Here is a 25,193-nt window from a genome sequence, read left to right as displayed (position 1 = left end):
TCGACCACCCTAAGCGATGTTTGCGCAAACATCGAATGTCGTGCATGCTGATGTTTGCGTAAACAAGGGCGACGACCGGCGTCCCCTTCCCCCGACGACGAGGACACAGCATGACGACGACGTCCCCACCCGTGGCAGGAGCGTCCCTGCCATCGGTCGACGCACCTTCGTCCCCCCGCACCCGACGCCACCGGCGCTCGTGGGTCGGCTGGGGCTTCGTGGGTCCGTTCATGGCCGTGTTCGCCCTGGTGTTCCTCGCACCCATCGCGTACTCCCTGTACCTGAGCCTGTTCCGCACGCAGATGGTCGGCGGCACGCACTTCGTGGGCCTCGACAACTACGCCCGGGCGTTCTCGGACCCGCAGTTCTGGGAGGCGCTCGGGCGCGTCAGCCTCTTCCTCGTGGTCCAGGTGCCGATCATGCTCGGCCTCGCGCTGCTCGTCGCCCTCGCGATCGACAGCGGCCGGCTCTACGGCAGGTCGTTCTTCCGCATCTCGATCTTCCTGCCGTACGCCGTCCCGGCCGTCGTCGCGACGCTCATGTGGGGCTTCATGTACGGCACGCGGTTCGGGCTCGTCGGCAACATCAACGACGCGCTCGGCGTCTCGCTGCCCAACCCGCTCTCCCCCGACCTCGTGCTCGCCTCGATCGGCAACATCGTGACCTGGGAGTTCGTGGGCTACAACATGCTCATCTTCTACTCGGCGCTGCGGGTGATCCCCACGTCGCTGTACGAGGCCGCGGAGCTCGACGGGGCCAGCCAGTGGCGCATCATCTCGGCGATCAAGCTGCCCGCGATCCGCGGCGCGCTGGTCATCGCGACGATCTTCTCGATCATCGGCTCCTTCCAGCTCTTCAACGAGCCGAGCATCCTGCAGGCGCTCGCCCCGAACGCGATCACGACGTACTTCACCCCGAACCTGTACGCGTACTCGCTGTCCTTCTCCGGGCAGCAGTACAACTACTCGGCCACGGTCGCGATCATCATGGGCGTCGTCACGATGATCGTCGCCTACGTGGTCCAGCTCCGCGGCATGCGCAAGGAGGCCTGAGACCATGACCACCGCGACCCCCACGGCCTCCGCCGCGTCCCGCCCCGGACCGAAGCCCGTCCGCCTCCGCACGCCCCGGCGTGCCGCGTACTCCGCCGACAAGCCCCGCCGCAGCGTGCTGCTCACCGTCCTGACCGGGGTCGTGCTCGTGTACTCGCTCGTCCCGCTCGTCTGGCTCGTCGTCAACGCGACGAAGACCCAGCCCGACCTCTTCGACAGCTTCGGGCTGTGGTTCGGCAGCGAGTTCGCGCTGGTCGACAACGTCGTCCAGACGCTCACCTACGACGACGGCATCTTCGTCCGCTGGCTCGCCAACACCCTGCTCTACGTGGTCGTGGGCGCCGGCGGGGCCACGTTCCTCGCCGTGATGGGCGGGTACGCGCTCGCCAAGTTCGACTTCCCCGGCAAGCGAGGCGTGTTCGCGACCGTCATCGGCGCCGTCGCGGTGCCGGGCACGGCGCTCGCCGTGCCGACGTTCCTCATGTTCAGCCAGATGGGCCTGACGAACACTCCCTGGGCCGTGATCATCCCGTCGCTGATCTCCCCGTTCGGCCTCTACCTCATGTGGACCTACGCCGCCGAGTCGGTGCCCCAGGAGCTGCTGGAGGCCGCCCGCGTCGACGGCGCCAACGAGGCCCGCACGTTCTTCCAGGTGTCCCTGCCGCTGCTCGCGCCCGGCATCGTCACCGTCCTGCTCTTCACCATGGTCGCGACCTGGAACAACTACTTCCTGCCGCTGATCATGCTCAAGGACCCCGACTGGTACCCGCTGACCCTCGGGCTCAACGCGTGGAACGCCCAGGCGGCCACCGCGGGCGGGCAGGCGATCTTCAACCTCGTCATCACCGGCGCGGTCCTGACGATCCTGCCCCTCGTGATCGCGTTCCTGTTCCTGCAGCGCTACTGGCAGTCCGGCCTCGCGGCCGGCTCGGTCAAGGAGTGACGGTCCGACGCCGGACCGTCCACCCACCCGCCGGCACCCCGGCGCACACCCCCACCCGCACCACCCCACGCACCACCCGTCCGTCTGACGACGAAGTGAGAGGAACCCGCATGTCCCCCATCACCCGCAGGTCGCGCCGAGCGACCGCCGCCATCGCCGCCACCGGCGTCCTCGCCCTCGTGCTCACCGCCTGCAGCGGCGGGTCGGGCGGCGGGAGCTCCGACGACGCGGAGAGCGCCCTCGAGGAGGGCGGCACGATCACCGTGTGGGCCTGGGACCCCACGCTGGAGAGCGTCGCCGCCGACTTCGAGGAGGAGAACCCCGGGGTGACGGTCGACATCGTCAACGCCGGCACCGGCAACGACCAGTACACGGCCCTCCAGAACGCGATCGCCGCCGGCTCCGGCGTGCCCGACGTCGCGCAGATCGAGTTCTACGCCCTCCCGCAGTTCGCGCTCTCCGAGGCGCTCACCGACCTCTCGTCCTACGGGGCCGACGACCTCGACGGCACGTTCACGCCCGGCCCGTGGGACGCCGTGACGCAGGGCGACGGCGTCTACGCGCTGCCGACCGACTCCGGCCCGATGGCGCTCTTCTACAACAAGCGCGTGTTCGACGAGCACGGCATCGCGGTACCGACGACGTGGGACGAGTACGTCGAGGCCGCCCGGGCGCTGCACGCCGCCGACCCCGGCGCGTACCTCACCAACGACACGGGCGACGCCGGCTTCACGACCTCCATGATCTGGCAGGCCGGCGGGCGCCCCTACCAGGTCGACGGGACCGACGTCACCGTCGACTTCTCCGACGAGGGCACGCAGAAGTTCGCGACGACGTGGCAGCAGATGATCGACGAGGACCTCGTCGCGCCCGTCACGTCGTGGAGCGACGAGTGGTACCAGGGCCTCGCTGACGGGTCGATCGCGAGCCTCGTGATCGGCGCCTGGATGCGCGGCAACCTCGAGACCTCGGTCGAGTCCGCCTCGGGCGACTGGGCCGTCGCGCCCATGCCCCAGTGGGAGGCCGGCGCCGACGTCACCTCCGAGAACGGTGGCAGCTCGCTCGCCATCCCGGCGGCGAGCAAGAACCAGGACCTCGCGTGGGCGTTCCTCGAGTACGCGACGGTCGGTGACGGGATCGCGACCCGCGTCGCCGAGGGCGCGTTCCCCGCGACCGTCGCCGAGCTCGAGGCCGACGACTTCACGCAGCAGGAGTTCGAGTACTTCGGCGGCCAGAAGGTCAACGAGGTCCTCGCGGACTCCGCCGCGCACGTCGCCGAGGGCTGGGCGTACCTGCCGTTCCAGGTGTACGCGAACTCCGTCTTCAACGACACCGTCGGCAAGGCCTACGTCTCGGGCACCCCGCTCGCCGACGGGCTGACCGCGTGGCAGGACGCCACGGTCACCTACGGCAAGGACCAGGGCTTCACCGTCAACGAGTGACGCGCTGACACCGTCACCCCCGGTCGTCGGGCCGGCGCTCGCTCGCCGGCCCGACGACCTCCCCGAGGACGCCGTCGCGCGTCCTCCCGACCGGCCGGGCACCGCCCGTCGCCGCGCGCCGTCCCGCTAGGAGCACGCATGTCTTCCCCCACCCCGTTCCGCTGGCTGCGCCGTCCCGGGCCGCACACGCCGCCGGGCGAGCCCGGTGCGTACACGCCGTCGGGCCTGTCCTACGGCGCGGACTACAACCCGGACCAGTGGCCGCGCGAGGTCTGGGACGAGGACGTCCGCCTCATGCGCGAGGCCGGCGTGACGGTGGTCTCGCTCGCGATCTTCTCGTGGGCCCGCATCCAGCCGACCGAGGACACGTGGGACTTCGCGTGGCTCGACGACGCGATGGACCTGCTCCACGCGCACGGCATCACGGTCGACCTCGCGACGGCGACGGCCTCGCCGCCGCCGTGGCTGACGACGAAGCACCCGGAGATCCTGCCGCAGACCCGCACGGGCGAGACCCTGTGGCCGGGCGCGCGGCAGCAGTGGCGCCCGACGTCGCCGATCTTCCGGGAGCACGCGCTGCGCCTCGTGGAGCGCATGGCCGAGCGGTACGGCGACCACCCCGCGCTGGTCGCCTGGCACGTGTCGAACGAGCTCGGCTGCCACAACGTCTACGACTTCTCCGACGACGCGGCCGCTGCCTTCCGCGCGTGGCTGCGCGACCGCTACCCGACGCTCGACGCGCTCAACGCCGCGTGGGGCACCGCGTTCTGGTCGCAGCGCTACAGCGCGTGGGACCAGGTCCTCCCGCCGCGGCTCGCGGCCTCGCACCCGAACCCCACCCAGCAGCTCGACTTCAAGCGCTTCTCGTCCGACGCGCTCCGGCAGTACCTGCGCGCGGAGGCGGAGATCCTGCGCCGCGTCACGCCGGACGTGCCCGTGACGACGAACTTCATGGTCATGGGCGAGACGAAGGGCATGGACTACGCCGCGTGGGCGGACGAGCTCGACTTCGTCTCCAACGACCACTACGTGCTGCCCGGCCCGCAGGCGCTCGACGAGCTGTCGTTCTCCGCGAACCTCACGGGCGGCATCGCCCGGCACCGGCCGTGGTTCCTCATGGAGCACTCGACGAGCGCGGTGAACTGGCAGCCCGTGAACGTCGCGAAGAAGCCGGGCGAGCTCGCGCGCGACTCGCTCACCCACGTGGCCCACGGCGCCGACGCGGTCTGCTACTTCCAGTGGCGCCAGTCCGCGGCCGGCGCGGAGAAGTACCACTCGGGCATGGTCCCGCACGCGGGCGAGCGCTCGCGCCTGTTCCGTGACGTCGTCGCGCTCGGCGCGACCCTGCGCGACCTCGCGCCCGTCGCGGGCAGCACGCAGAAGCCCGCGCGCGCCGCGATCGTCTTCGACTGGGACTCGTGGTGGACGAGCGAGCTCGACTCCCACCCGACGGACCGGCTGCGCTACCGCCAGGAGGCGCTCGACTGGTACTCGGCGTTCCTCGCTCTCGGCGTGCGCGCGGACGTCGTGCCGTCCGCGACGGACCTCGCGACGTACGACGTCGTCGTGGCGCCGGTGCTGCACGTCGTCCCGGCCGGCCTGCGCGACCGCCTCACGGCGTTCGTCGAGGCGGGCGGCCACCTCGTCACGACCTACTTCTCGGGCGTCGTCGACCAGGACGACCACGCGTGGCTCGGCGGCTACCCGGGCGCGCTGCGCGACCTGCTCGGCATCCGGGTCGAGGAGTTCGCCCCGCTGCTGGACGGCGAGAGCGCGACGGTCGAGCTCGCGGGCGAGCAGCTCGAGGGCACGGTGTGGACCGAGCCGGTGGACGTCGTCGACCCGGACGTCGAGGTGCTGGGCTGGTACAAGACCGGCGAGCAGGCCGGCCGCGCCGCCGTGACGCGGCGGACGGTCCGCACCGGGGACGGTGCTGGCGCCCGCGAGGGCTCCGCCGCCTACGTCTCCACGCGCTTCGGCCGCCAGGGCCTCGTCCCCGTGCTCGCGCGCCTGCTCGACGACGCGGGCGTGCGCAGCGAGCTGCCCGCCGCCGTGCGCGGCGACGTCGAGCTCGCGGTGCGCACCGACGGCACGGACGACTTCTGGTTCCTCGTCAACCGCACGGCGCGCCCGGTCGAGGTGCCCGACGTCGCGGGCGACGTCCTCGCCGGGCGCCGCCTCACGGCGTCGGGCATGAGGGCCGTCACGACGGATGGCACGGCGGAAGGCACGGCGGAGGGCACGGCGGGAGGCGCGCTGCTGCTCGAGCCGCGCGGCGTCGCCGTCGTCCGCCGCCCGGCCGAGCCGACCCCGCCGAGGTAGAGCCCCGGTACCACGAGGTAGAGGCCTGGTAGGCCGAGGTAGAGGCGTGGTCACGACCAGGGCTCTACCTCGGCGGACCAGGGCTCTACCTCGGCGGACCAGGGCTCTACCTCGGCACGACAGACCCCCGCGGGAACGACCCGCACCCGGTGCACCCCGCCGGTTCGCAGCGACGCGAAGGAGGTGGCTCAGGGATGAGCCCGACCGAGACCGACACGACCACGCGGGGTGGACCACCCGGTCCTCGCCGCACGGGCCCGGGCGGCCCGGCCGCCCGCCGGACGGGGACCCGCGTCGTCGCGGGCCTCGGTGCCGGGGCGCTCGTCGCGGGCTGCGCGCTCGCGGCCCTGCCCGCGCAGGCCTCGCCCGCGGGCGCGGCCACCGCGACCGGCACGACGGCGGCCCCCGCCGACGTCGCGGGCGTCACCGTGACGCCCGACCCGTCGTACGCGGGCGCGCCGTTCGAGGGCTGGGGCACGAGCCTCGTGTGGTTCGCCAACGCCACGGGCGGCTACCCGGACGAGATCCGCGACCGGCTCGCGGACATGGTGTTCGGGGACGAGGGCCTCAACCTCAACATCGCGCGCTACAACGTCGGCGGCGGGAACGCTCCGGGCGTGCCGGACTACCTGCGCGCCGGCGGCGCCGTCGACGGCTGGTGGAAGGCGCCCGAGGGCACGACGCGCACCGACGTGGACTGGTGGGACCCCGAGAACCCGGACCACTGGGACGAGGACGCGGACGCGACGCAGCGCTGGTGGGTCGACCACATCAAGGACGACGTCACGCACTGGGAGACCTTCAGCAACTCGCCGCCGTGGTTCATGACCGTGAGCGGGTACGTCTCGGGCGGTTTCAGCTCGACCGCGGACCAGCTCAAGACGGACAGCGTCGACGACTTCGCGGCGTACCTGGTCGGCGTGACCGAGCGCCTCGAGGACGCGCACGGCATCGAGGTCGACACGATCGACCCGTTCAACGAGCCCAACACCAACTACTGGGGCACGCAGCTCGGCGCCGACGGCAACCCGACCGGGGGCCGTCAGGAGGGCGCCCACATGAGCCCCGCGCTCCAGGCGAAGGTCGTCCCGGCGCTCGCCGCGGCGCTCGAGGGCTCCTCGACCGACGCCGTGATCTCGGCGATGGACGAGACGAACCCCGGTACGTTCGCGGCCAACTGGAACGCGTACCCGCAGGCGGTCCGCGACCAGGTGTCGCAGCTCAACGTCCACACCTACGGCACGGGCCAGCGCACGACGGTCCGCGACATCGCCAAGGGCGAGGACAAGCCGCTGTGGATGAGCGAGGTCGGCGGGAACTGGAGCTCGACGGGCCAGGACTTCGAGACCATGGAGTCCGGCCTCGGCAGCGCGCAGCACATCGTCGACGACCTGCGCGAGCTCGAGCCGAGCGCGTGGGTGTTCTGGCAGCCGGTCGAGGACTACGCGAACATGGCGCCCGGCGGCGAGAGCGCGAACGGCATGAACTGGGGCGAGATCCAGATCCCGTTCGACTGCACCGCCGAGGACACGCTCGAGACGTGCCCGATCTACACGAACACGAAGTACTGGGCGACCCAGAACTTCACGCACTACATCGAGCCGGGCGACTCGCTGATCCGCTCGGACGACGCGAGCAGCACGGCCGCGGTGTCGGCCGACGGCACGTCCGCGACGGTCGTGCACGTCAACGCCACGAAGGCCGAGCGCGCCGTGACGCTCGACCTGTCGAAGTTCGGTGCGGTCGGGTCCGATGCGACCGTCACCCCCGTGGTCACGAGCACGGCCGGCTATCTCGTCGAGGGCGAGCCGGTGGCGGTCACGACGGGTGCGGACGGCCCCAGCGCGACGCTCGTCGTGCCGGCCGAGTCCGTGACGACGTTCGTCGTCGACGGCGTCTCCGGCGTCGCGGACGACGCCGCGCTCGTCCAGGACGGGCACGCCTACCGTCTCGACGGCGTGCAGGCGGACCGCTCGCTCGCGCCGTCGGCGTCGGGCACGGGCGTCGTGATCCGCACCGACGCTCCCGTCGCGGAGCAGGCGTGGGAGCTCACGGCGCTCGGCGCCCCCGAGGGCGCCGGCACGCACCGCACGCGCTACGCCGTGACGAACGCGGCCACGGGCCGCCAGCTCGCCGTCGCGGCCGACACGTCCGCCGTCCTCCAGGACGCGCCCGCCGACGTCGCGGACACCCCCCTCGCCGCGCAGTGGATCCTCTCGACGACCGGCGACGGCACCTTCACGCTCGTCAACGCGTCCTCGAAGACCCTCCTCGAGGTCGGCGGCCAGGCGACGGCGGACGGCTCGCCCGTGGGCACGTACCTCGCGAACTCCGGCGTGAACCAGCGCTGGCGCGTGGTCGACGAGACGGTCCTCGGCACCGAGCCCGTCCAGGCGTTCACGACGCCGGGCACCGCGCCCGAGCTCCCCGCGACCGTCACCCCGGTCTACCGCGACGGGGCGCGCGGCGCCCTCCCCGTGACGTGGGACGTGCCGGACGACGACGCGTGGGCCGAGCCCGGCACCGTCGAGGTGACCGGCACCGTGGCCACGCCGACCGGCGGCGAGGTCGCCGCGACGGCGACCGTCGTCGTCGACGAGCTCACGTCCACGCTCCCCGCGCGCGCCAAGGCGTACGCGGGCGGCACCCCTGCCCTGCCCGCGACCGTCACGGCGGTCGCCGCGGGCGGCGCGGAGGTCCAGCGCCCGGTGGTCTGGGACGACGCCCCCGCGGGCGCGTACGACGCCGTCGGGGTCGTCGAGCTCACCGGCACGGCCGACGCCGGGGCGGGCGACACGCTCCCGGCCACCGTCCGCGTCCAGGTGACCGAGGCGGCGTCCGCCAACGGCGCGCTCGCCGCGGGCACGACCGCGAGCGCGACGTTCACGGAGCCGGGCTACGCCGTCGGCGGCGTCGTGAACGGCAACCTCACCGACAAGGCGTGGTCGAACTGGGTGTCGGGCACCAAGCGGACGTCCGACACGCTCACCGTCACGCTCCCCGCCGACCGGGACGTCACGGGCGTCGTGACGCGGTTCTGGAAGGACGGGTCCAGCGCGAGCTGGGCGCAGTCCGTCCGGCTCCAGGCCCTCGTGGGCGGCACGTGGACCGACGTCGGCGCGCCCGTCACGGTGGACGCCTCGCCCGACGGCCCCGCGCCGGCGGTCGAGATCCCCGCGGACGTGCGGACGTCGTCCGTGCGCGTCGTCCTCACGGCCCGGGCGAACACCCACCTGGTGGTCTCCGAGATCGAGGTGCTCGCCAAGGTGCCCGGTACTGGGACCGACGCCGCGGCGTCGGGCATCACCGTGGCCGGCGAGCCCCTCGCCGGGTTCGACCCGGCCGTCACGGCGTACGACGTGAACGTCGCGGGCGGGGTGCCCGCCGTCGAGGCGGTCGCGCACGACCCCTGGGCGACGGTCGCGGTCGAGGCCGCCGACGCCGTCCCCGGCACGACGACGGTGCGCGTCACGGCCGAGGACGGCACGGAGCGGGCGTACGCCCTGCGCTGGACGGCCGACGCCGGCGCGGCGCCGGTGACGGTCACCGCCGAGACGCGGTGCCTGGCCGGCAAGGTGTACGTCGCGGTCCGCGCCACGAACGACGGCGACGCGCCGCTCGACGTGACCCTCGCGACGCCGTACGGCACGCGCACGGTCGCCGCGGTGGCGCCGGGCGCGAGCGCCTACCAGTCGTTCGCGTCGCGCGCGGCGTCCGTCCCGGGCGGGACGGCCGTCGTGACGGTCGACGGGTTCGCGCCGCTCGAGGTCGCGTTCGACGCGCGCTCCTGCTGAGCCGTCCGGCCGCCCGGCGGGCCGGGTCGGCGTCCTCCGCGACGCCGTCCCGGCCCGCCGTGCGGCCCTCGTCGTGGCTCCCCCGCGCCGCCCTGCGCGGCGCGGGAGAGGCACGTCACCCGATGATCGCGGCCACGCCGCGACACTGCCTCGCGTGCGTCGGCGGAGCCGCGTACCGTATCCCGGGTGCCCGGTACAGTGCCGGGACCGAGGAGGAGCCCACCACCGTGACCCCCACCACGAGCGGAGACGTCCTGACGACGGCCGGCGGCACGCGCTGGACCATGCGCGGCGAGATCGACGCCGCGGTCCAGGCCCGGCGCGAGGACGAGCTGCTGCGGCTCGCGCAGTCGGCCGACGGGCGCATCCACATCGACCTCGGCGCGGTCACCTTCATGGACTCGGGCGGCCTGCGCCTGCTCTACCACGCCGCCACGGCCGGCTCGGGGGCACCCGTGCTGGAGCGCGTCCCGCGCCGCGTCCGCGACCTGCTCGAGCTCAGCGGTGTCGCCGAGCTGTTCGAGCTCACCGACGACGCCGGACCTGCCGAGGACGAGGCGTGACCTTCGCCCACGCGGCGGTACCGCCCGGCTTCGTCGAGATCGGTGCCTGGCCGCTGCGCACGCTGGCGGACCTCGCCACCCTGCGGGAGGGCCTGCACCGCATGCTCACCGGCGCCCCGCTGCCCGCGGACCGCGCGCTCGAGGCCACGCCCGAGCGCGTCGTCCTCGTCGCGAGCGAGCTCGCGACGAACGCGCTGCGCCACGGCCTCCCCCCGACGCAGGTGCGCCTGCTCAGCGACGGGCGCGAGCTCGTCATCGACGTCGTTGACCACTCGCCGGACGTCCCCGTGATCGCGGGCCGGCGCTCGCCGGGCGCGGGCGGGTTCGGCCTCGTGCTCGCGCAGCGCGCCTCGACGGCCGTCGGCTGGTTCCGCGCCGGCACCGGCGAGAAGCACGTCTGGGCGCGCTTCGACGTCCCCGTCTTCCGCGGCGGTGCGGGCGTGCGCAGCGCGCTCCTCCCCGCCGGCTGACGCTCCGCCGCACCGCCCCGCCGCGACGCTCTACCCCCGCACGCACGCACGCACCCCGGCGCGCGCGCCTCAGGCGTCGCGCCGCACCAGGAGCAGGGTCGCGTCGTCCGCAGAGCGCGGGTCGCGCGCGGCGGCCACGACGCCGTCGACGTCGACCGTCCCCGGCTCCGCCGCGAAGAACGCCGCGAGCCGCCGCAGGCCGTCGAGGATCGACTCCTCGCGCCGCTCCACGAGCCCGTCGCTGTACAGCACGAGCGCGCCGCCGGGCGGCACCTGGACGTGCTGCGCGGGCGGCACGCGGTCCACGAGGCCGAGCGGCGGCACGATCGCGCTCTCCGTCCAGCTCGTGGTCCCGTCGGGCGCGACGACGAGCAGCGGCGGGTGCCCCAGGGACACGTGCTCGACGACGCCGGTCACCGGGTCCAGCACCGCGACGGCGATCGTCGCGACCTCGCCTGGGAGCGTCCAGCGCGCGACCTCCCCCAGCAGCGTCACCGCCTCGACCGCGGAGCCCGTGCTCACGAGCGCGGCCCGCAGCGTCGTCCCGAGCTGGCCCATCGTCGCCGCGGCCTGGAGCCCGTGGCCCGTCACGTCGCCCACGACGAGCGCGAGGCGCCCGGACGGCAGCACGAGCGCGTCGTACCAGTCGCCGCCCACGAGACCCGTGCCCGCCGACTCGTAGCGCGACTGCAGCGTCCACCCCGGGACGTCCGGCAGGAGCGCGGGCAGGAGGCTACGCTGGAGCTCCTCCGTCGCCCGCACCGCCTTGCGGCCGCGCAGGTAGAGGGCCTCGACCAGGTGGCCGCGCAGCGACGTCGCGACGTCCGTCTGGTCCGACGTCCAGGGCACGCTGTGCCCGCGCACGACCTCGCGCCACCGCTCGAACGACTTGCGCGGGCTGAGCCGCACCGAGTCGTCCTCGCCGCGCGCGATCTCCTTGTTGTATGGGTCGCCGCCCCAGTCCACGTGCCGCAGGACCTCGTCGCGCACCCACAGCACGACCTGACCCTCGGGCAGCACGATCCCGAGGACGCCCGCGACGTCGGGCACGAGCGCCGCGACGTCCGGCGCGTCCCGGTGCAGGGCGTCGGACATGACCAGGTCCTCGCCGTGCCCGAGGACCCACGCGACGAGCGCACGGCACCCGTCCTCGTCGGGCACGTTGCCGACCGCGATGAGGCCGCCCTCCGCGACGACGACCGCGCCGTCGGCCCGCACGAGGCGGCGCAGCCACCCCGAGCGCGTCAGGGCGATGCCGATGGGGACGCTCTCGTCGCGGCTGTCGGCAGCCAGGTGCGCGAGGACGCCTTCCGCGCGCCGCACCTCGGTCTCGCGCTCGTCCTCCGCCTGGGAGACGAGCCGGACGGAGAGCGCGGACCCGAGGAACTCCGCGGCGGTGCGGACCTCGAAGGGCGGCTCGTGCGGCCCCGAGTAGTGGTGGCACGCGACGAGACCCCACAGCCTGCCGTCGCGCAGGAGCGAGATCGACATCGACGCCCGCACGCCCATGTTGCGCAGGTACTCGAGGTGGATCGGCGAGACGCTGCGCAGCGTCGAGTACGTGAGGTCGAGCGGCGCACCCGTCGTGGGGAGCAGCGTCGGGACGATCGGCTGGGGCGCGTAGTCCACGTCCGCGATGAGCCGGATCCAGTTCTTCTCGTACAGCGCGCGCGCCTGCGGCGGGATGTCCGACGCCGGGTAGTGCAGCCCGAGGAACGCGTTGAGGTCGTCTCGGCGCGCCTCGGCGACGACCTCGCCGTTGTAGGCCGCGTCGAAGCGGTAGATCATCACGCGGTCGAAGCCCGTGAGCTCGCGCACGTGGCGGGCCGCGTCGTCGTACAGCTCGTCGAGCGTCGCGGCGCGCTCGAGGTCGCGCAGCGCCTGCCGGACGGCGAGGTAGGTGTTGGGGAACGTCAGCGGGCGCGCGCCCGACGCGGTCTCGATCTCGACGACGAGCACCGGCTCGGACCCCGGGCCCTCCTCCGGCAGCGGGGGCCGGTGGAGCACGGCGTCGACGTCGAGCGGCCGGTCGTCCCAGCGGTCGAGGTGCAGGGTCACGGGGTTGCGCGTCGCGAGGTCGGTCCCGTTCGCCGCGTGCGCGAGCAGGTCGCGCGCGGGCTCCTCGCCGAGCACGTCGGCGAGCGGTCGGCCCACGAGTTCCTCCGCGGGGACGCCGAGGTGCCGTTCCACGTTCGCCGACGCCTGGAGCAGCACGCCGTCGGCCTCGCGGACCACCAGCAGGACCCCGCGCGGCTGGATCATGCCGGGGACGTGGATGGGTTCGCGGGCGCAGTTGTCGAGGTCCACCGCCTCGCCGGGCGCGAGAAGCTCCGGCTCGTCGACCATCCTGGTCACGATCCTCCGTCCGGGCATCGCGTCCGGGGACGGTTGCCGTACTACGGTCGGCGGACCACCTTGGCTCGAGGATCCGGAGACGCGTGCCTCAGGCTACCGCGCCCCGACGCCCGTTCGTGCGCCGGACCTCCCGGGAGCTCGGCGGGCGAGCCCCGTGAGCGACGCCACGGAACTCCGCGGTAGCGTCGTTCGTCGGACGAGCGGGAGCCCGGACCGCCCGCCCGGACCCCGACGACCAGAAGGTGACCCATGAGCACGACGACGACCCCTCTCCTGCGCGCCAGCGGCCTCGCGGCCGGCTACGGAGGTTCCGACGTCGTGCACGGCATCGACCTCGACGTGACGCCCGGCACCGCGCCGGTCGGGATCGTCGGGGAGTCGGGCACCGGGAAGTCGACGATCGTGCGCGCGCTCGTCGGCCTCGTGCGCCCCACGGCGGGGCGAGTCACCTACGCCGAGCGGACGGTCGGCAAGCTCTCCCGCCGGGACAAGAAGCAGTTCACGGCGGACGTGCGCCGCGTCTCCCAGGACGGCCTCGCCGGCATCGGCATCGACCCCCGCTGGACGGTGGACCGCACGCTGTCCGCGGCGCTCAAGGACGCGCGGCGTGCCGGCCGCCCGAGCGGACGCTCCGTCGAGGACCTGCTCGGCGACGTCGCGCTCGAGCCCCGCTACGCGCCGCGGACCGTGCAGTCGCTCTCGGGCGGCGAGAAGCAGCGGGTCGCGCTCGCCGTCGCGCTCGCGACGCGCCCGCGCGCCCTCCTCCTCGACGAGCCGCTCACCGCCGTCGACCCGGCGATGCGCGGCGACGTCGTGCGGCACCTCGCCGGCGCGACCGCCGAGCTCGGCACCGCGGTGCTGCTCGTCTCGCACGACCTCGAGCTCGTCGAGCGGATGTGCCCCACCGTGCACGTGCTCGCCGACGGGACGTTCGTCGCCTCCGGCGCGCTGCGCGACGTCTTCGCGGGCACCGCCCCCGGCGCCGACCACCCGGCCGTGCGGGGTCTCGCGGAGGCCGCACCGCTCGCCGTCCAGCGCTTCCGCTGACACCCCGGGAAAACTCGTCGGCGGTGCGTGTCGAAAACCGGGGGACGCCGTCCGACGTCAGGGTGAAGGCGCCTTCACGACACTAGGGTCAAGGAGGCACTCACCGAGGAGGAACGTCATGCGAGTCATGGTCATGATCAAGGGCAGCGGGGCCGACGAGGACAAGATCGCCCCGACGCAGGAGATGCTCGCCCAGATGGGCGCGTACAACGAGGAGCTCGTCAAGGCGGGCATCATGCTCGACGGCCAGGGCCTGCAGCCCACGGCCAAGGCCGCGCGCGTCGTGTTCAGCGGGGGCGAGACGTCGGTCGTCGACGGGCCCTTCACCGAGTCCAAGGAGATCGTCGCCGGGTACTGGATCTGGCAGGTCTCCTCGCTCGAGGAGGCCGTCGAGTGGGCCCGCAAGTGCCCGAGCGACCCGAGCATGGGGCTCGAGGAGGTCCTCGAGATCCGGCCGATCTTCGAGGTCGAGGACTTCGGCGCCGAGTACACGCCCGAGCAGCGCGAGAAGGACGAGCGCCTCGCCGAGCAGATCCGCGCCCAGCAGGGCTCCTGAGCCCCGCCGGGACCCGGGTACGACGATGACCGACGTCTCCCGCACCGTCGAGGCCGTGTGGCGCATCGAGTCGCCTCGGCTCGTCGCGGGCCTCGCGCGGACCCTGCGGGACGTCGGCCTCGCCGAGGAGGTGGCCCAGGAGGCGTTCGTCGCCGCGCTCGAGCAGTGGCCCGAGCAGGGTGTCCCGGACAACCCCGGCGCCTGGCTGACGACCGTCGCGCGCCGCCGCGCCGTCGACCTGGTCCGCCGCGAGCGCACGCGCGACGAGAAGTACGCGCGGCTCGCGGCGGACCTCGCAGCACCGGGCCCGGGGACCGGTGCGGGCACGACGGCGGCCGCGCACCCAGGCGACGGCGGTGCGGTCCTCGTGGGGTCGGTCCCCGCACCCGACGCGATCGTCGAGGACCCCGTGGGCGACGACCTGCTCGCGCTCGTCCTCGTCGCGTGCCACCCCGTGCTGCCGCGTGAGTCCCGCGTCGCGCTCACGCTGCGACTCGTGGGGGGTCTGACGACCGACGAGGTCGCCCGCGCCTTCCTCGTCCCGTCCGCGACCGTCGGGCAGCGGATCTCGCGCGCGAAGCGGACGCTCGCCGAGGCGAACGTCCCGTTCGACGTCCCGCAGGCGGACGAGCTCGCGGCCCGCGTGCCCGCCGTGCTCGAGGTCGTGTACCTCGTGTTCTCCGAGGGGTACGCCGCGACGTCGGGCGACACGTGGGTGCGGCGCGAGCTCGCCGAGGACGCCATGCGGCTCGGCCGCGTGCTCGCCGGGCTGCTGCCGGGCGAGCCGGAGGTGCACGGGCTCGTCGCGCTCATGGAGCTCCAGGCGTCGCGGTTCGCGGCCCGCACCGGCCCCGACGGCGAGCCCGTGCTCCTCGAGGACCAGGACCGGTCGCGATGGGACCGGCTCCTCGTCCGGCACGGCCTCGCCGCGCTCGACCGCGCGCTCGCGCTCGGCACGCGCGCCGGGAAGGCGCTCGGCCCCTACTCGCTCCAGGCCGCGATCGCCGCGTGCCACGCGCGCGCCGCGACGTGGGCCGAGACCGACTGGGAGGCGATCGTCGCGCTCTACGACGCGCTCGCGTCCGTCGCGCCCTCCCCGGTGGTCGAGCTCAACCGCGCCGTCGCCGTGGGCTACGCGGACGGTCCCGGGGCGGCCCTCGTCGTGCTCGACGCCGTCGCCGACGACCCGCGCCTCGCCCGCCACCACCTGTATGGCGCAGTCCGCGGCGACCTGCTCACCCGGCTGGGCCGGCACGCCGAGGCGGCGGACGTCCTCGAACGCGCCGCGAGCCTCGCCCCGACCCGCCACGAGCGCCAGCTCCTGCTCGAGCGCGCCGCCGCCGCGTCGTCGTCCGCGGACGCGCACCCCGCCTGACCCGACCACCTGCGAGGTAGAGCCCTGGTAGCGACCAGGGCTCTACCTCGCGCGACCAGGGCTCTACCTCGCGAGGACGGACTCGATGGTGGCCGACTCCTCCGGGGTGAGCGGGGGCGCCGAGAGGGCCGCGACGTTGTTCTCGAGCTGGCGGACGCTGCTCGCCCCGACGAGGGCGGAGGTGACGCGGTCGTCGCGCAGCACCCAGGAGAGGGCGAGCTGCGCGAGAGTCTGGCCGCGGGCACCCGCGATCTCGTTCAGCGCCCGGGCACGCCCCAGGTACGTCTCGTCGAGGTTCTTCTCCGACAGGAACGGCGAGTCCGGGCGGGCCGCGCGCGACCCCTCGGGCGCCGACCCGGAGAGGTACCGGTCCGTGAGCAGGCCCTGCTGCAGCGGCGAGAACACGATGGTGCCGACGCCGAGGTCGCCGACGACGTCGAGCAGCGACTCGGTCTGCACGCCGTCGTACGCGTCCTCGTGCGCCGGGTCCTCGACGTGGCGGTTGAGCATCGAGTAGCTCGGCTGGTGGATGAGCAGCGGGGTGCCGAGGTCGGCGAGGATCGCCGCGGCCGCGCGCGTGCGCGCCGGCGAGTAGTTGGACACGCCCACGTACAGCGCCTTGCCCTGCTGGACCGCGTCGTGCAGCGCGCGCATGGACTCCTCGAGCGGCGTGCTCGGGTCCGGACGGTGGTGGTAGAAGACGTCGACGTAGTCGAGGCCCATCCGGCGGAGCGACTGGTCGAGCGAGGAGAGCAGGTACTTGCGCGAGCCGCCGTCGCCGTAGGGGCCCGGCCACATGTCGTAGCCGGCCTTCGACGAGATGACGAGCTCGTCACGGTACGCGCCGAGGTCCTGCGCGAGGTGCCGGCCGAAGTTCTCCTCCGCCGAGCCGTACGGCGGGCCGTAGTTGTTCGCCAGGTCGAAGTGCGTGATCCCGAGGTCGAACGCGCGGCGCAGCACCGCGCGCTGCGTCTCGAACGGGTTCACGTCACCGAAGTTATGCCACAGACCGAGCGAGATCGCGGGCAGGTCGAGGCCGCTGCGCCCCGTCCGCCGGTAGGTCATGGTGTCGTAGCGGTCGTCGGCGGCGAGGTAGCGCGGGGCGAGAGGCATGGGCCCATTCTGGCGCGCGCCGGCCGCGACGCCCACCCCGGTCCACGACCGCGCCGCCCGGGCCCGGTCCCCGTGCCGGCGACGGAGCGCCTTCCTAGAGTGGCCGGGTGAGCGTCGTGTACACGGTGGGGCACTCCACGCGTCCGGTCGAGGAGCTCCTCGCGCTCCTCCGGGCGAACGGCATCCGCCGCCTGGTCGACGTCCGGACCGTCCCGCGGTCGCGGCACAACCCCCAGTTCGGCCAGGACGCGCTCGCGCCCGTCCTGCGGTCCCACGGGATCACGTACCGCTGGGTGCGCGCGCTCGGCGGCCTGCGGCACGCCCGTCCCGACAGCCCGAACGGCGCGTGGCGCAACCTGTCGTTCCGCGGGTACGCGGACCACATGCAGACGCCGGAGTTCGGCGCCGCGGTCGACGACCTCGTGCGGCGCAGCGCCCACGACGACCTCGTGCTGATGTGCGCGGAGGCCGTCCCGTGGCGCTGCCACCGGTCGCTCGTCGGGGACGCGCTCGTCGTCCGCGGCGTCGAGGTGCGCGACATCGTCTCCGACGCCGCGCCACGGCCCCACACCCTGACGTCCTTCGCCCGCGTCGAGGGCACGCGCGTCTGGTACCCGCCGGAGCCGGACCACACGGCGGGCTGACGCAGCGGGCTCGTCGTCCCGCGTCAGCGGGTCGGGGTCTCCACGACCTGGCCCGCCCACGCGAACCCGCCGCCGAAGCCGAAGAGCAGGGCCGGGACGCCCGCGGGGATCTTGCCCGCGTGCCACCACTTGGAGAGCCCGAGCGGGATGGACGCCGCGGACGTGTTGCCGGACTCGACGATGTCCGTGACGACGACCTTCGACTCCATCCCGAGCGCCTTCGCGAGCGGCTCGATGATGCGCAGGTTGGCCTGGTGCGCGACGAGCACCTCGATCTCGTCGAGCGAGACGCCGGAGCGCTCCACGACCGTGCGCGCGCGCTCGGCGGCGCGCGTGATGGCCCACTTGAAGACGGCGCGGCCGTCCTGGGCGAACTTCTCCTGCGGCGCCTCGATGAGCACGGCCGGGGTGAGGTCGGGCTCGGAGCCCCAGGTCACCGGGCCGACGCCGGGCTCGTCCGTCGCGCGCAGCACGGCCGCGCCCGCGCCGTCCGCGGTGAGGATGCACGTGCTGCGGTCGGTCCAGTCGGTGAACGCGGTGAGCTTCTCCGCGCCGACCACGACGGCCGTGCGCGCCGAGCCGCCGCGGATCGCCTGGTCGGCGAGGCCGACGGAGTGGGCGAAGCCGGAGCACGCGACGTTCACGTCGAGCACCGCCGGCCCGACGACGCCTCGCAGGTCGAGCTCGGACGCCTCCTCGGGCGTCGACTGCCCGGGCATGACGCCGGTGCGCAGGTGGTACGCGACGCGTCCCGCCGTGTTGGGCGAGCGGTCCGTCGCGGTCGCCGTGGCGACGATGACGAGGTCGACCTCGGCCGGGTCGACGCCCGCGTCGTCGAGCGCGTGGCGGGCCGCCGCGGTCGCCATGTCGGCGACGGTCGTGTCGTCGTCCGCGACGTGCCGCGTGACGATGCCCGTCCGCGAGCGGATCCACTCGTCGTTGGTCTCGACGAGCTGCGCGATGTCGTCGTTCGTCAGCGTCTTCTCGGGCTGGAAGTGACCGAGGCCGACGATGCGCGACCCGGCCGCGCCGGTGGCGGGAGTGAGCATGAGGACGATCATGTCACGCGGCCGCTCGTCGTCAGAACGCTCCGGGCGGGGCTCCGGGAGGTCGTGCGCCACACCCGTGACGTACCGTCGGGAGGTCCGCCGTCGTGCCACCGAAGGAGCCGTCGTGTCCCGTCCGCCGCTGCCCTCCCGTCTCGTCGAGATGCTCCGCCGCCCGAACGCCGCCGTCATGGCGACGGTGCGCTCCGACGGCGCGCCCGTCACCGCCGCCACCTGGTACGTCTGGGAGGACGACGGCCGCGTGCTCGTCAACCTCGACGAGTCCCGCGTGCGGCTCAAGCACCTGCGCAACGACCCCCGGGTCTCGCTCACCGTGCTCGACGAGAACTGGTACACCCACGTGACGCTCATCGGTCGCGTCGTCGAGCTGCGCGCCGACGAGGGCCTGGCCGACATCGACCGCATCTCGCGCCACTACACCGGCCACGAGTACGCGAACCGGACCGACCCGCGCGTCAGCGCCTGGGTCGAGGTCGAGCGCTGGTACGGCTGGGGCGAGGCGAAGGCCGGCGACGCGTAGCGCGAGAAAGGTGTCGATCTCGGCGACCGGGCTTCGTCGTCCTCTCGTACGGCCGCACGGGCCGTGCGAGAGGAGGAGGCACGATGACGACGTTCCTGGAGACGATCCTCGCGGCGGACCGCGAGCACCCGCCGGACCGTGCGCGGTACCGTGACGGGCGACGCAGCGCCGGGGACGGGACGTCCGCCGCCGACGTCGCGTCCTCCGGGCCGACGGTGCTCCGCCGGCCCGCGGCGACGAGGGCGGAGGACCTCTGATGCGCTACCTCATGCTCGTGCTCGGCACCCCGGACGACCCGGGGCTGCCGCCCGAGGAGGCCGAGGCCGCGGCCCCGATCGGGGAGTGGGTCGGGCGGCACTACGGCAGCGGTGCCGCGGTGGTCGGCGACAGGCTGCGCCCCCCGGAGGACGCCGTGGGCGTGCGGGTCCGGGGCGGCAAGGTGCTCGTCACGGACGGGCCGTTCTCCGAGACGAAGGAGTCGATCGCGGGCTTCGACGTCCTCGAGGCGCCGGACCTGGACACCGCGATCGCCATCGCGTCCGAGCACCCCATGGCGTACGGCGGCGCGATCGAGCTGCACCCCGCGTGGCCGCTGGACCTCGACGGGTCCTGAGCTGACGCCCGCGACGGACCCCGTCGAGGACGCGTTCCGCACCGAGTGGGGACGCGTCCTCGGCGCCGTCGCGCGCAGCACGGGCGACCTCGACCTGGCCGAGGAGTCCGCGCAGGAGGCGTTCGCCGCGGCGCTGCGGACGTGGCGCCGCGACGGCGTGCCGGAGCGTCCCGGCGCGTGGCTGACGACGACCGCGCGCCGCCACGCGATCGACGTCCTGCGCCGTCGTCGGGTCGAGGCGGAGCGGGTCGCGGCCGCGGGCCGCCTGGGCGAGCGCGTCGACCCGGGTCCCCGGGGCGGGAGCCGAGCCGCGGACCCGGTCGTCGAGCAGGTAGCGCGCGGCCTCGACGACGACCCCTGGGACGCCGACGACCCGGACGGCGACCTCGTGCGCCTGCTCTTCACGTGCTGCCACCCGGCGCTGCCCGCCGAGGCGCGGGTCGCCCTCACCCTGCGGTCGCTGACCGGCATGACCACCGCCCAGGTCGCGCGCGCCTTCCTCGTACCCGAGGCGACGATGGCGCAGCGCCTGGTCCGGGCCAAGCGCCGTATCCGCGCCACCGGCATGACCTTCCGCGTGCCGCCGGCCGCGCTGCGGTCCGAGCGCGTCGAGGGCGTCCTCGCGGTGCTGTACGTGCTGTTCACCGAGGGGTACGACGCGTGGGCGGAGCCCGCCGACGCCGTCGAGGGCTCGGCCGAGCGGCGCGCGCTCGCCGACGTCGCCGTCCGGCTCGCGCGGCTCACCGCGCGCCTGCTCGACGACGAGCCCGAGGCCCGCGGGCTGCTCGCCCTGCTGCTGCTCCAGCACGCGCGCCGCGACGAGCGCGTGGGCCCCGACGGCGTCACGCGGACCCTGGCCGAGCAGGACCGCGCACGCTGGCGGCACGACGAGATCGCCGAGGGGCTGTCCGAGCTGGACGCGGCGCTCGCCGTCGGGCGGCCTGGGCCGTACCAGGTGCAGGCCGCCGTCACGGCGCTCCACGACGCGGCGACCGACGCGGCCGCGGCCGACTGGCCGCAGATCCTCGGCCTCTACGACGTGCTGCTCGACCTCACCGGCTCGCCCGTCGTCGCGCTCAACCGCGCGGTCGCGGTCGCGGAGGTGCACGGCGCCGACGCGGGGCTGGCCGCGGTCGACGCCGTCGCGGACGAACCGGCGCTCGCGGGCTACCACCTGCTGCCCGCCGTCCGCGCCGAGCTGCTCGTGCGGGCCGGACGGCCCGCGGACGCTGCCGTCGACCTGCGCCGCGCCCTCACGCTCGTGGACCGCGAGGGCGACCGCCGGCTCCTGGAGCGCCGCCTGGCCGGCCTGCCTCGCGCCAGATCGACCTAGCCGTCGCGAAACCCCTCACGGGACGCGCACGACGGTCCGCTCAGAGGCCCGTCTCGGCGTAGAAGCCCTCGATGTGGGCGCGCACCGCGCGGGCCGCGCGCTCGCCGTCGCCCTCCGCGACGGCGGAGAGCACGGCGCGGTGCTCGGCGCGCAGGCGTGCGGCGGTCCGCTCCCACGACGGCAGCGCGGCGCTGCCCGCGGCGACATACGACTCGATCGCGCCGCGCAGCCCGGTCATGACGGCCTCGACGAGCGCGTTGCCTGCGAGCCGCACGAGCAGCACGTGGAACGTCGCGTCGAGCTCGCGAAAGTCGGCCGCGGGCAGCGTCGGGTCGTCCATGCGGTCGAGCAGGGCGCCGGCCTCCGCGAGCGCCGCCGCGGCCTCGTCGTCTCCCGCGCCGCCCCGCTCCCCCGCGGCCCGGACCGCCCAGGTCTCGAGCAGCACGCGCGTCTCGACGACGTCGCGCACCGCGAGCGTCCCGGACGCGACGTGCAGGCGCACGGCCGCCCCCAGCCCGGCGGCGGGCCGGTCGACGACGGTGGCGCCGGCGTCGGGCCCGGAGCCCACGGCGGTGCGCACGATGCCCATGGCCTCGAGCACGCGAAGCGCCTCGCGCACGGAGGGCCGCGAGACGCCGAGCTCCTCGGCGAGCGCGCGCTCGGCCGGGAGGCGCTCGCCGAGCGCCCAGCGGCCCGCGGCGAGGTCCGCCTCGATGCGGGCGAGGACGCGTTCGTGGGTGCGCACCCGCTCAGGGTAGGCGACCCCGGCACGCTGTGGTCAGACCACGCCGACCGCGTGGTCTACAGTGGACGGACTGTGGTCAGACCACAGCCGCGGCGCCTCACCGCGGCGGTCTCGGCAGGCGGCACGGACGCGGCCCGGCGAGACTGGACCGACTCGCCCTCCCCCGGAGCAACGATGCGCATAGCCCTCACCGCGACCTGCATCGGCGACGTGATGTTCCCCCAGGCACCGCGCGCCACCGCCCTCCTCCTCGAGCGCCTCGGCCACGAGGTGTTCTTCCCCGAGCGCCAGGCCTGCTGCGGCCAGATGCACGTCAACACGGGGTACCTCGACGAGGCTGTCCCCGTGGTGCGCAACCACGTCGAGGCGTTCTCCCCCGTGCTCGACGGCGAGTGGGACGCGATCGTCGTCCCGTCCGGGTCGTGCACCGGGTCCGTGCGGCACCAGCAGGGCATGGTCTGCCGGCGCGCCGGTCTCGACGACCTCGCGCGCACCGCCGACGCCGTCGCCGCGAAGACGTACGAGCTGTCCGAGCTGCTCGTCGACGTGCTCGGCGTGACCGACGTCGGCGCCTACTTCCCGCACCGGGTCACCTACCACCCGACGTGCCACTCGCTGCGCATGCTCCACGTCGGCGACAAGCCGCTGCGGCTCCTGCGCGCGGTCGAGGGCATCGACCTCGTCGAGCTGCCCGCGGCGGAGGAGTGCTGCGGGTTCGGCGGCACCTTCGCGCTGAAGAACGCCGAGACCTCGACGGCGATGCTCGCCGACAAGATGACGCACGTGAAGGCGACGGGCGCCGAGGTCCTCACCGCAGGCGACGCGTCGTGCCTCATGCACATCGGCGGCGGCCTGTCGCGCATCCGCGCGGGCGTCCGCACGCTGCACCTCGCGGAGATCCTCGCGTCCACGAAGGACACGCCCGCCCCCGCCGGAGTCGGCCCGTCGACGCGCGGGGGTGCCCGGTGAGCCGCACGTTCCTCGGCCTGCCCGTCCGGCGCGGCGCGCGCACCCTGCCCGACGACGTCGCCCACCCGGGCGGGCACGGCACCTCGGCGGGTGCGGGGGCGGCGTCGGACGCGTTCGGCGACGTGCCGCACCCGGACGCCCCGCTGCGCTGGGGCGGGTCGTTCCCCGACGCGGCGCGCGAGGCGCTCCAGAACACGCAGCTGCGGCGCAACCTCGCGCACGCGACGTCGACCATCCGGGCCAAGCGCGCGGCCGTCGTCGGCGAGGTACCGGACTGGGAGGCGCTGCGCGACGCGGGCTCCGCGATCAAGACCGACGTCATGGCGCGCCTGCCCGAGCTCCTCGAGGAGCTGGAGCGCAACGTCGTGGCGCGCGGCGGCGTCGTGCACTGGGCGCGCGACGCGGACGAGGCGAACCGGATCGTCGCGGACCTCGTCAAGGCGAAGGGGGTCGACGAGGTCGTCAAGGTGAAGTCCATGGCGACGCAGGAGACCGGGCTCAACGAGGCGCTCGCCGCCGAGGGGATCGCGGCGTACGAGACGGACCTCGCGGAGCTCATCGTGCAGCTCGCCGACGACATGCCGTCGCACATCCTCGTGCCCGCGATCCACCGCAACCGCGCGGAGATCCGCGAGATCTTCCTCGCGCGCATGGGCGACGCCCCGCCGGACCTGTCGGACGTCCCGCGCGAGCTCGCGATGGCCGCGCGCGCCCACCTGCGCCGCAAGTTCCTCTCGGCGAAGGTCGCGATCGGCGGCGCGAACTTCGGCGTCGCGGACACGGGGACCCTGACCGTCGTCGAGTCCGAGGGCAACGGCCGCATGTGCCTCACGCTCCCCGAGACGCTCATCACCGTCATGGGGATCGAGAAGGTCGTTCCCACGTACACCGACCTGGAGGTGTTCCTCCAGCTCCTGCCGCGCTCGTCCACGGGCGAGCGCATGAACCCGTACACCTCCCTGTGGACGGGCGTCACGCCCGGCGACGGCCCGCAGGAGTTCCACCTCGTGCTGCTCGACAACGGACGCACCGACGTCCTCGCCGACGAGGTCGGGCGGGCCGCGCTGCACTGCATCCGCTGCTCCGCGTGCCTCAACGTGTGCCCGGTGTACGAGCGGGTGGGCGGCCACGCGTACGGGTCGGTCTACCCCGGCCCGATCGGCGCGATCCTCACGCCGCAGCTCACGAAGTCCTCCGGCGGGCTCTCCGGCCACCACGACCCGAACGCGTCGCTCCCCTACGCCTCGACGCTGTGCGGCGCGTGCTACGAGGTGTGCCCCGTTAAGATCGACATCCCGTCGATCCTCGTCGAGCTCCGGGCGCGCGAGGTCGACGCCGACCGCGGCCGCCCCACCGGGTGGGGCGCCGCGATGAAGGCGGCCTCGTTCGTCATGTCCGACGCGCGCCGGTTCGAGCTCGCGGAGAAGGCGGCGGGGGTCGGGCGCCTGGTCGCCGGTCCGAAGGGCCGCATCTCGACCCTCCCGCCGCCCGCGTCCGGGTGGACCCGCTCGCGCGACCTCCCGGCGCCCGCGAAGCAGACCTTCCGCGACTGGTGGCGCGACCGCCCGGCCGACGAGCCCCGCACCGAGGGAGGTGAGGACCGGTGAGCGCGCGCGACGACGTCCTCGCCCGCGTGCGCACCGCGCTCGGCGGATCGACGGCGGCGGGCGGCCCCGCGGCGTCGGGCAGCGTGCCGCGCGCCTACCGCGAGCACGGCGAGCTCGCCCCGGGCTCGCCCGAGGCCGTGGACGTGCTCGTCGACCGGCTCGTCGACTACCGGGCGCACGTGCACCGCGCCGAGACGGCGGCGGACGTGGCGACAGTCGTCGGTGACCTGCTCGCCGACGCGACGTCCGTCGTCGTGCCGGCCGGTCTCGACGAGGCGTGGCTCGCGGGCCTGGGCGCCGGGACCGCCGTCGTGCGGGACGCGCGCGACGACCCGCGCACGCCCGACGAGCTCGACCGCACGGACGCCGTCGTCACCGCGGCGCGCGTCGCGGTGGGCGACACCGGGACGATCGTGCTCGACGGCGAGCCCGACCAGGGCCGCCGGGCGATCACGCTCGTGCCCGACCTGCACGTGTGCGTCGTGCGCACGGACCAGGTGGTGCAGACCGTGCCCGAGGCCGTGCGCCTGCTCGCCGCGCACCCCGGGCGCCCGCAGACGTGGATCAGCGGCCCCAGCGCGACGAGCGACATCGAGCTCTCCCGCGTCGAGGGCGTGCACGGCCCCCGCACCCTCCACGTCGTCCTCGTCCCGCCGAGATAGA

The 25,193-nt window shown here is 74.4% G+C and carries 22 protein-coding genes; 18 read left to right on the top strand and 4 right to left on the bottom strand.

Features of this window, described 5'->3' with window-relative positions; all coding sequences use genetic code 11:
• Positions 1-110: 110 nt before the first annotated feature.
• The 7 genes from HKK73_RS03900 to HKK73_RS03870 all read left to right on the top strand — a co-directional run bounded on the left by HKK73_RS03900 (position 111) and on the right by HKK73_RS03870 (position 10,586).
• On the top strand, positions 111-1,052 hold the full coding sequence (locus tag HKK73_RS03900) for a carbohydrate ABC transporter permease (RefSeq protein ID WP_043654297.1): 942 nt from the start codon (positions 111-113) through the stop codon (positions 1,050-1,052).
• A 4-nt stretch (positions 1,053-1,056) separates the two neighbouring features.
• Positions 1,057-1,995, top strand: a complete 939-nt coding sequence (locus tag HKK73_RS03895) for a carbohydrate ABC transporter permease (RefSeq protein ID WP_043654299.1) — start codon at positions 1,057-1,059, stop codon at positions 1,993-1,995.
• Between the two features lie 110 nt (positions 1,996-2,105).
• The gene (locus HKK73_RS03890; RefSeq protein WP_043654300.1) at positions 2,106-3,437 is read left to right on the top strand and encodes an ABC transporter substrate-binding protein; all 1,332 of its coding nucleotides are present in this window, start codon (positions 2,106-2,108) and stop codon (positions 3,435-3,437) included.
• Between the two features lie 138 nt (positions 3,438-3,575).
• Entirely contained in the window at positions 3,576-5,759 is a 2,184-nt protein-coding gene (locus HKK73_RS03885) for a beta-galactosidase (RefSeq protein ID WP_171467485.1), read from the top strand.
• A gap of 194 nt (positions 5,760-5,953) precedes the next feature.
• Entirely contained in the window at positions 5,954-9,553 is a 3,600-nt protein-coding gene (locus HKK73_RS03880) for an Ig-like domain-containing protein (RefSeq protein ID WP_171467484.1), read from the top strand.
• A gap of 227 nt (positions 9,554-9,780) precedes the next feature.
• Positions 9,781-10,116, top strand: a complete 336-nt coding sequence (locus HKK73_RS03875) for an STAS domain-containing protein (RefSeq protein ID WP_228485224.1) — start codon at positions 9,781-9,783, stop codon at positions 10,114-10,116.
• Complete coding sequence (locus HKK73_RS03870; RefSeq protein ID WP_051027734.1) at positions 10,113-10,586, top strand: ATP-binding protein; 474 nt, start codon at positions 10,113-10,115, stop codon at positions 10,584-10,586. The genes HKK73_RS03875 and HKK73_RS03870 overlap by 4 nt, the downstream gene beginning before the upstream one ends.
• 69 nt (positions 10,587-10,655) lie before the next feature.
• Here HKK73_RS03870 and HKK73_RS03865 read toward each other — a convergent pair whose 3' ends face one another.
• On the bottom strand, positions 10,656-12,932 hold the full coding sequence (locus tag HKK73_RS03865) for a SpoIIE family protein phosphatase (protein ID WP_171467483.1): 2,277 nt from the start codon (positions 12,930-12,932) through the stop codon (positions 10,656-10,658).
• A 258-nt stretch (positions 12,933-13,190) separates the two neighbouring features.
• Between HKK73_RS03865 and HKK73_RS03860 the strand changes: the two genes are divergently transcribed.
• The 3 genes from HKK73_RS03860 to HKK73_RS03850 all read left to right on the top strand — a co-directional run bounded on the left by HKK73_RS03860 (position 13,191) and on the right by HKK73_RS03850 (position 15,919).
• Complete coding sequence (locus HKK73_RS03860; protein ID WP_171467482.1) at positions 13,191-13,988, top strand: ABC transporter ATP-binding protein; 798 nt, start codon at positions 13,191-13,193, stop codon at positions 13,986-13,988.
• Positions 13,989-14,106: 118 nt separating this feature from the next.
• A complete protein-coding gene (locus tag HKK73_RS03855) occupies positions 14,107-14,544 on the top strand; it encodes a YciI family protein (protein ID WP_171467481.1) in 438 nt (145 codons plus the stop codon).
• Between the two features lie 25 nt (positions 14,545-14,569).
• Positions 14,570-15,919 carry an RNA polymerase sigma factor gene (locus HKK73_RS03850; protein ID WP_171467480.1) on the top strand — a complete coding sequence of 450 codons (1,350 nt, stop codon included), beginning with the start codon at positions 14,570-14,572 and terminating at the stop codon, positions 15,917-15,919.
• A gap of 63 nt (positions 15,920-15,982) precedes the next feature.
• On the opposite strand, the gene mgrA is transcribed toward HKK73_RS03850, so the two are convergent.
• The gene (gene mgrA, locus HKK73_RS03845; RefSeq protein WP_171467479.1) at positions 15,983-17,032 is read right to left on the bottom strand and encodes an L-glyceraldehyde 3-phosphate reductase; all 1,050 of its coding nucleotides are present in this window, start codon (positions 17,030-17,032) and stop codon (positions 15,983-15,985) included.
• 107 nt (positions 17,033-17,139) lie between these two features.
• Between mgrA and HKK73_RS03840 the strand changes: the two genes are divergently transcribed.
• The gene (locus HKK73_RS03840) at positions 17,140-17,676 is read left to right on the top strand and encodes a DUF488 family protein (RefSeq protein ID WP_034656293.1); all 537 of its coding nucleotides are present in this window, start codon (positions 17,140-17,142) and stop codon (positions 17,674-17,676) included.
• A gap of 23 nt (positions 17,677-17,699) precedes the next feature.
• Here the strand turns inward: HKK73_RS03840 and HKK73_RS03835 are convergent, their stop codons facing one another.
• The gene (locus HKK73_RS03835; protein WP_034656309.1) at positions 17,700-18,725 is read right to left on the bottom strand and encodes a beta-ketoacyl-ACP synthase III; all 1,026 of its coding nucleotides are present in this window, start codon (positions 18,723-18,725) and stop codon (positions 17,700-17,702) included.
• A gap of 124 nt (positions 18,726-18,849) precedes the next feature.
• Between HKK73_RS03835 and HKK73_RS03830 the strand changes: the two genes are divergently transcribed.
• The 4 genes from HKK73_RS03830 (at position 18,850) to HKK73_RS03815 (ending at position 21,209) form a co-directional block, all read left to right on the top strand.
• Positions 18,850-19,263, top strand: coding sequence for a TIGR03618 family F420-dependent PPOX class oxidoreductase (locus HKK73_RS03830; RefSeq protein WP_171467478.1), 414 nt, complete (start codon positions 18,850-18,852; stop codon positions 19,261-19,263).
• Between the two features lie 83 nt (positions 19,264-19,346).
• On the top strand, positions 19,347-19,520 hold the full coding sequence (locus HKK73_RS03825; RefSeq protein WP_157838011.1) for a hypothetical protein: 174 nt from the start codon (positions 19,347-19,349) through the stop codon (positions 19,518-19,520).
• Entirely contained in the window at positions 19,520-19,876 is a 357-nt protein-coding gene (locus HKK73_RS03820; protein WP_009862891.1) for a YciI family protein, read from the top strand. Before HKK73_RS03825 ends, HKK73_RS03820 begins: the two co-directional genes overlap by 1 nt.
• A 1-nt stretch (position 19,877) precedes the next feature.
• Positions 19,878-21,209, top strand: a complete 1,332-nt coding sequence (locus HKK73_RS03815; protein WP_171468666.1) for an RNA polymerase sigma factor — start codon at positions 19,878-19,880, stop codon at positions 21,207-21,209.
• A 40-nt stretch (positions 21,210-21,249) separates the two neighbouring features.
• Here HKK73_RS03815 and HKK73_RS03810 read toward each other — a convergent pair whose 3' ends face one another.
• Entirely contained in the window at positions 21,250-21,954 is a 705-nt protein-coding gene (locus HKK73_RS03810; RefSeq protein ID WP_171467477.1) for a FadR/GntR family transcriptional regulator, read from the bottom strand.
• 174 nt (positions 21,955-22,128) lie between these two features.
• On the opposite strand from HKK73_RS03810, the gene HKK73_RS03805 reads away from it, so the two are divergent.
• From HKK73_RS03805 to HKK73_RS03795, 3 genes are read left to right on the top strand one after another with little or no spacing between them, the layout of a single operon-like run.
• Positions 22,129-22,923, top strand: coding sequence for a (Fe-S)-binding protein (locus HKK73_RS03805; RefSeq protein WP_137279663.1), 795 nt, complete (start codon positions 22,129-22,131; stop codon positions 22,921-22,923).
• On the top strand, positions 22,920-24,530 hold the full coding sequence (locus HKK73_RS03800) for a LutB/LldF family L-lactate oxidation iron-sulfur protein (protein ID WP_171467476.1): 1,611 nt from the start codon (positions 22,920-22,922) through the stop codon (positions 24,528-24,530). Before HKK73_RS03805 ends, HKK73_RS03800 begins: the two co-directional genes overlap by 4 nt.
• On the top strand, positions 24,527-25,192 hold the full coding sequence (locus HKK73_RS03795) for an LUD domain-containing protein (RefSeq protein ID WP_085388518.1): 666 nt from the start codon (positions 24,527-24,529) through the stop codon (positions 25,190-25,192). The genes HKK73_RS03800 and HKK73_RS03795 overlap by 4 nt, the downstream gene beginning before the upstream one ends.
• The last annotated feature ends 1 nt before the right edge of the window (position 25,193 follow it).

Origin of the sequence: Cellulosimicrobium sp. 72-3 (genome assembly GCF_013127315.1) — a bacterium.
GTDB classification, from domain to species: domain Bacteria; phylum Actinomycetota; class Actinomycetes; order Actinomycetales; family Cellulomonadaceae; genus Cellulosimicrobium; species Cellulosimicrobium funkei.
This window is presented reverse-complemented; position numbering and strand designations above follow the sequence as displayed.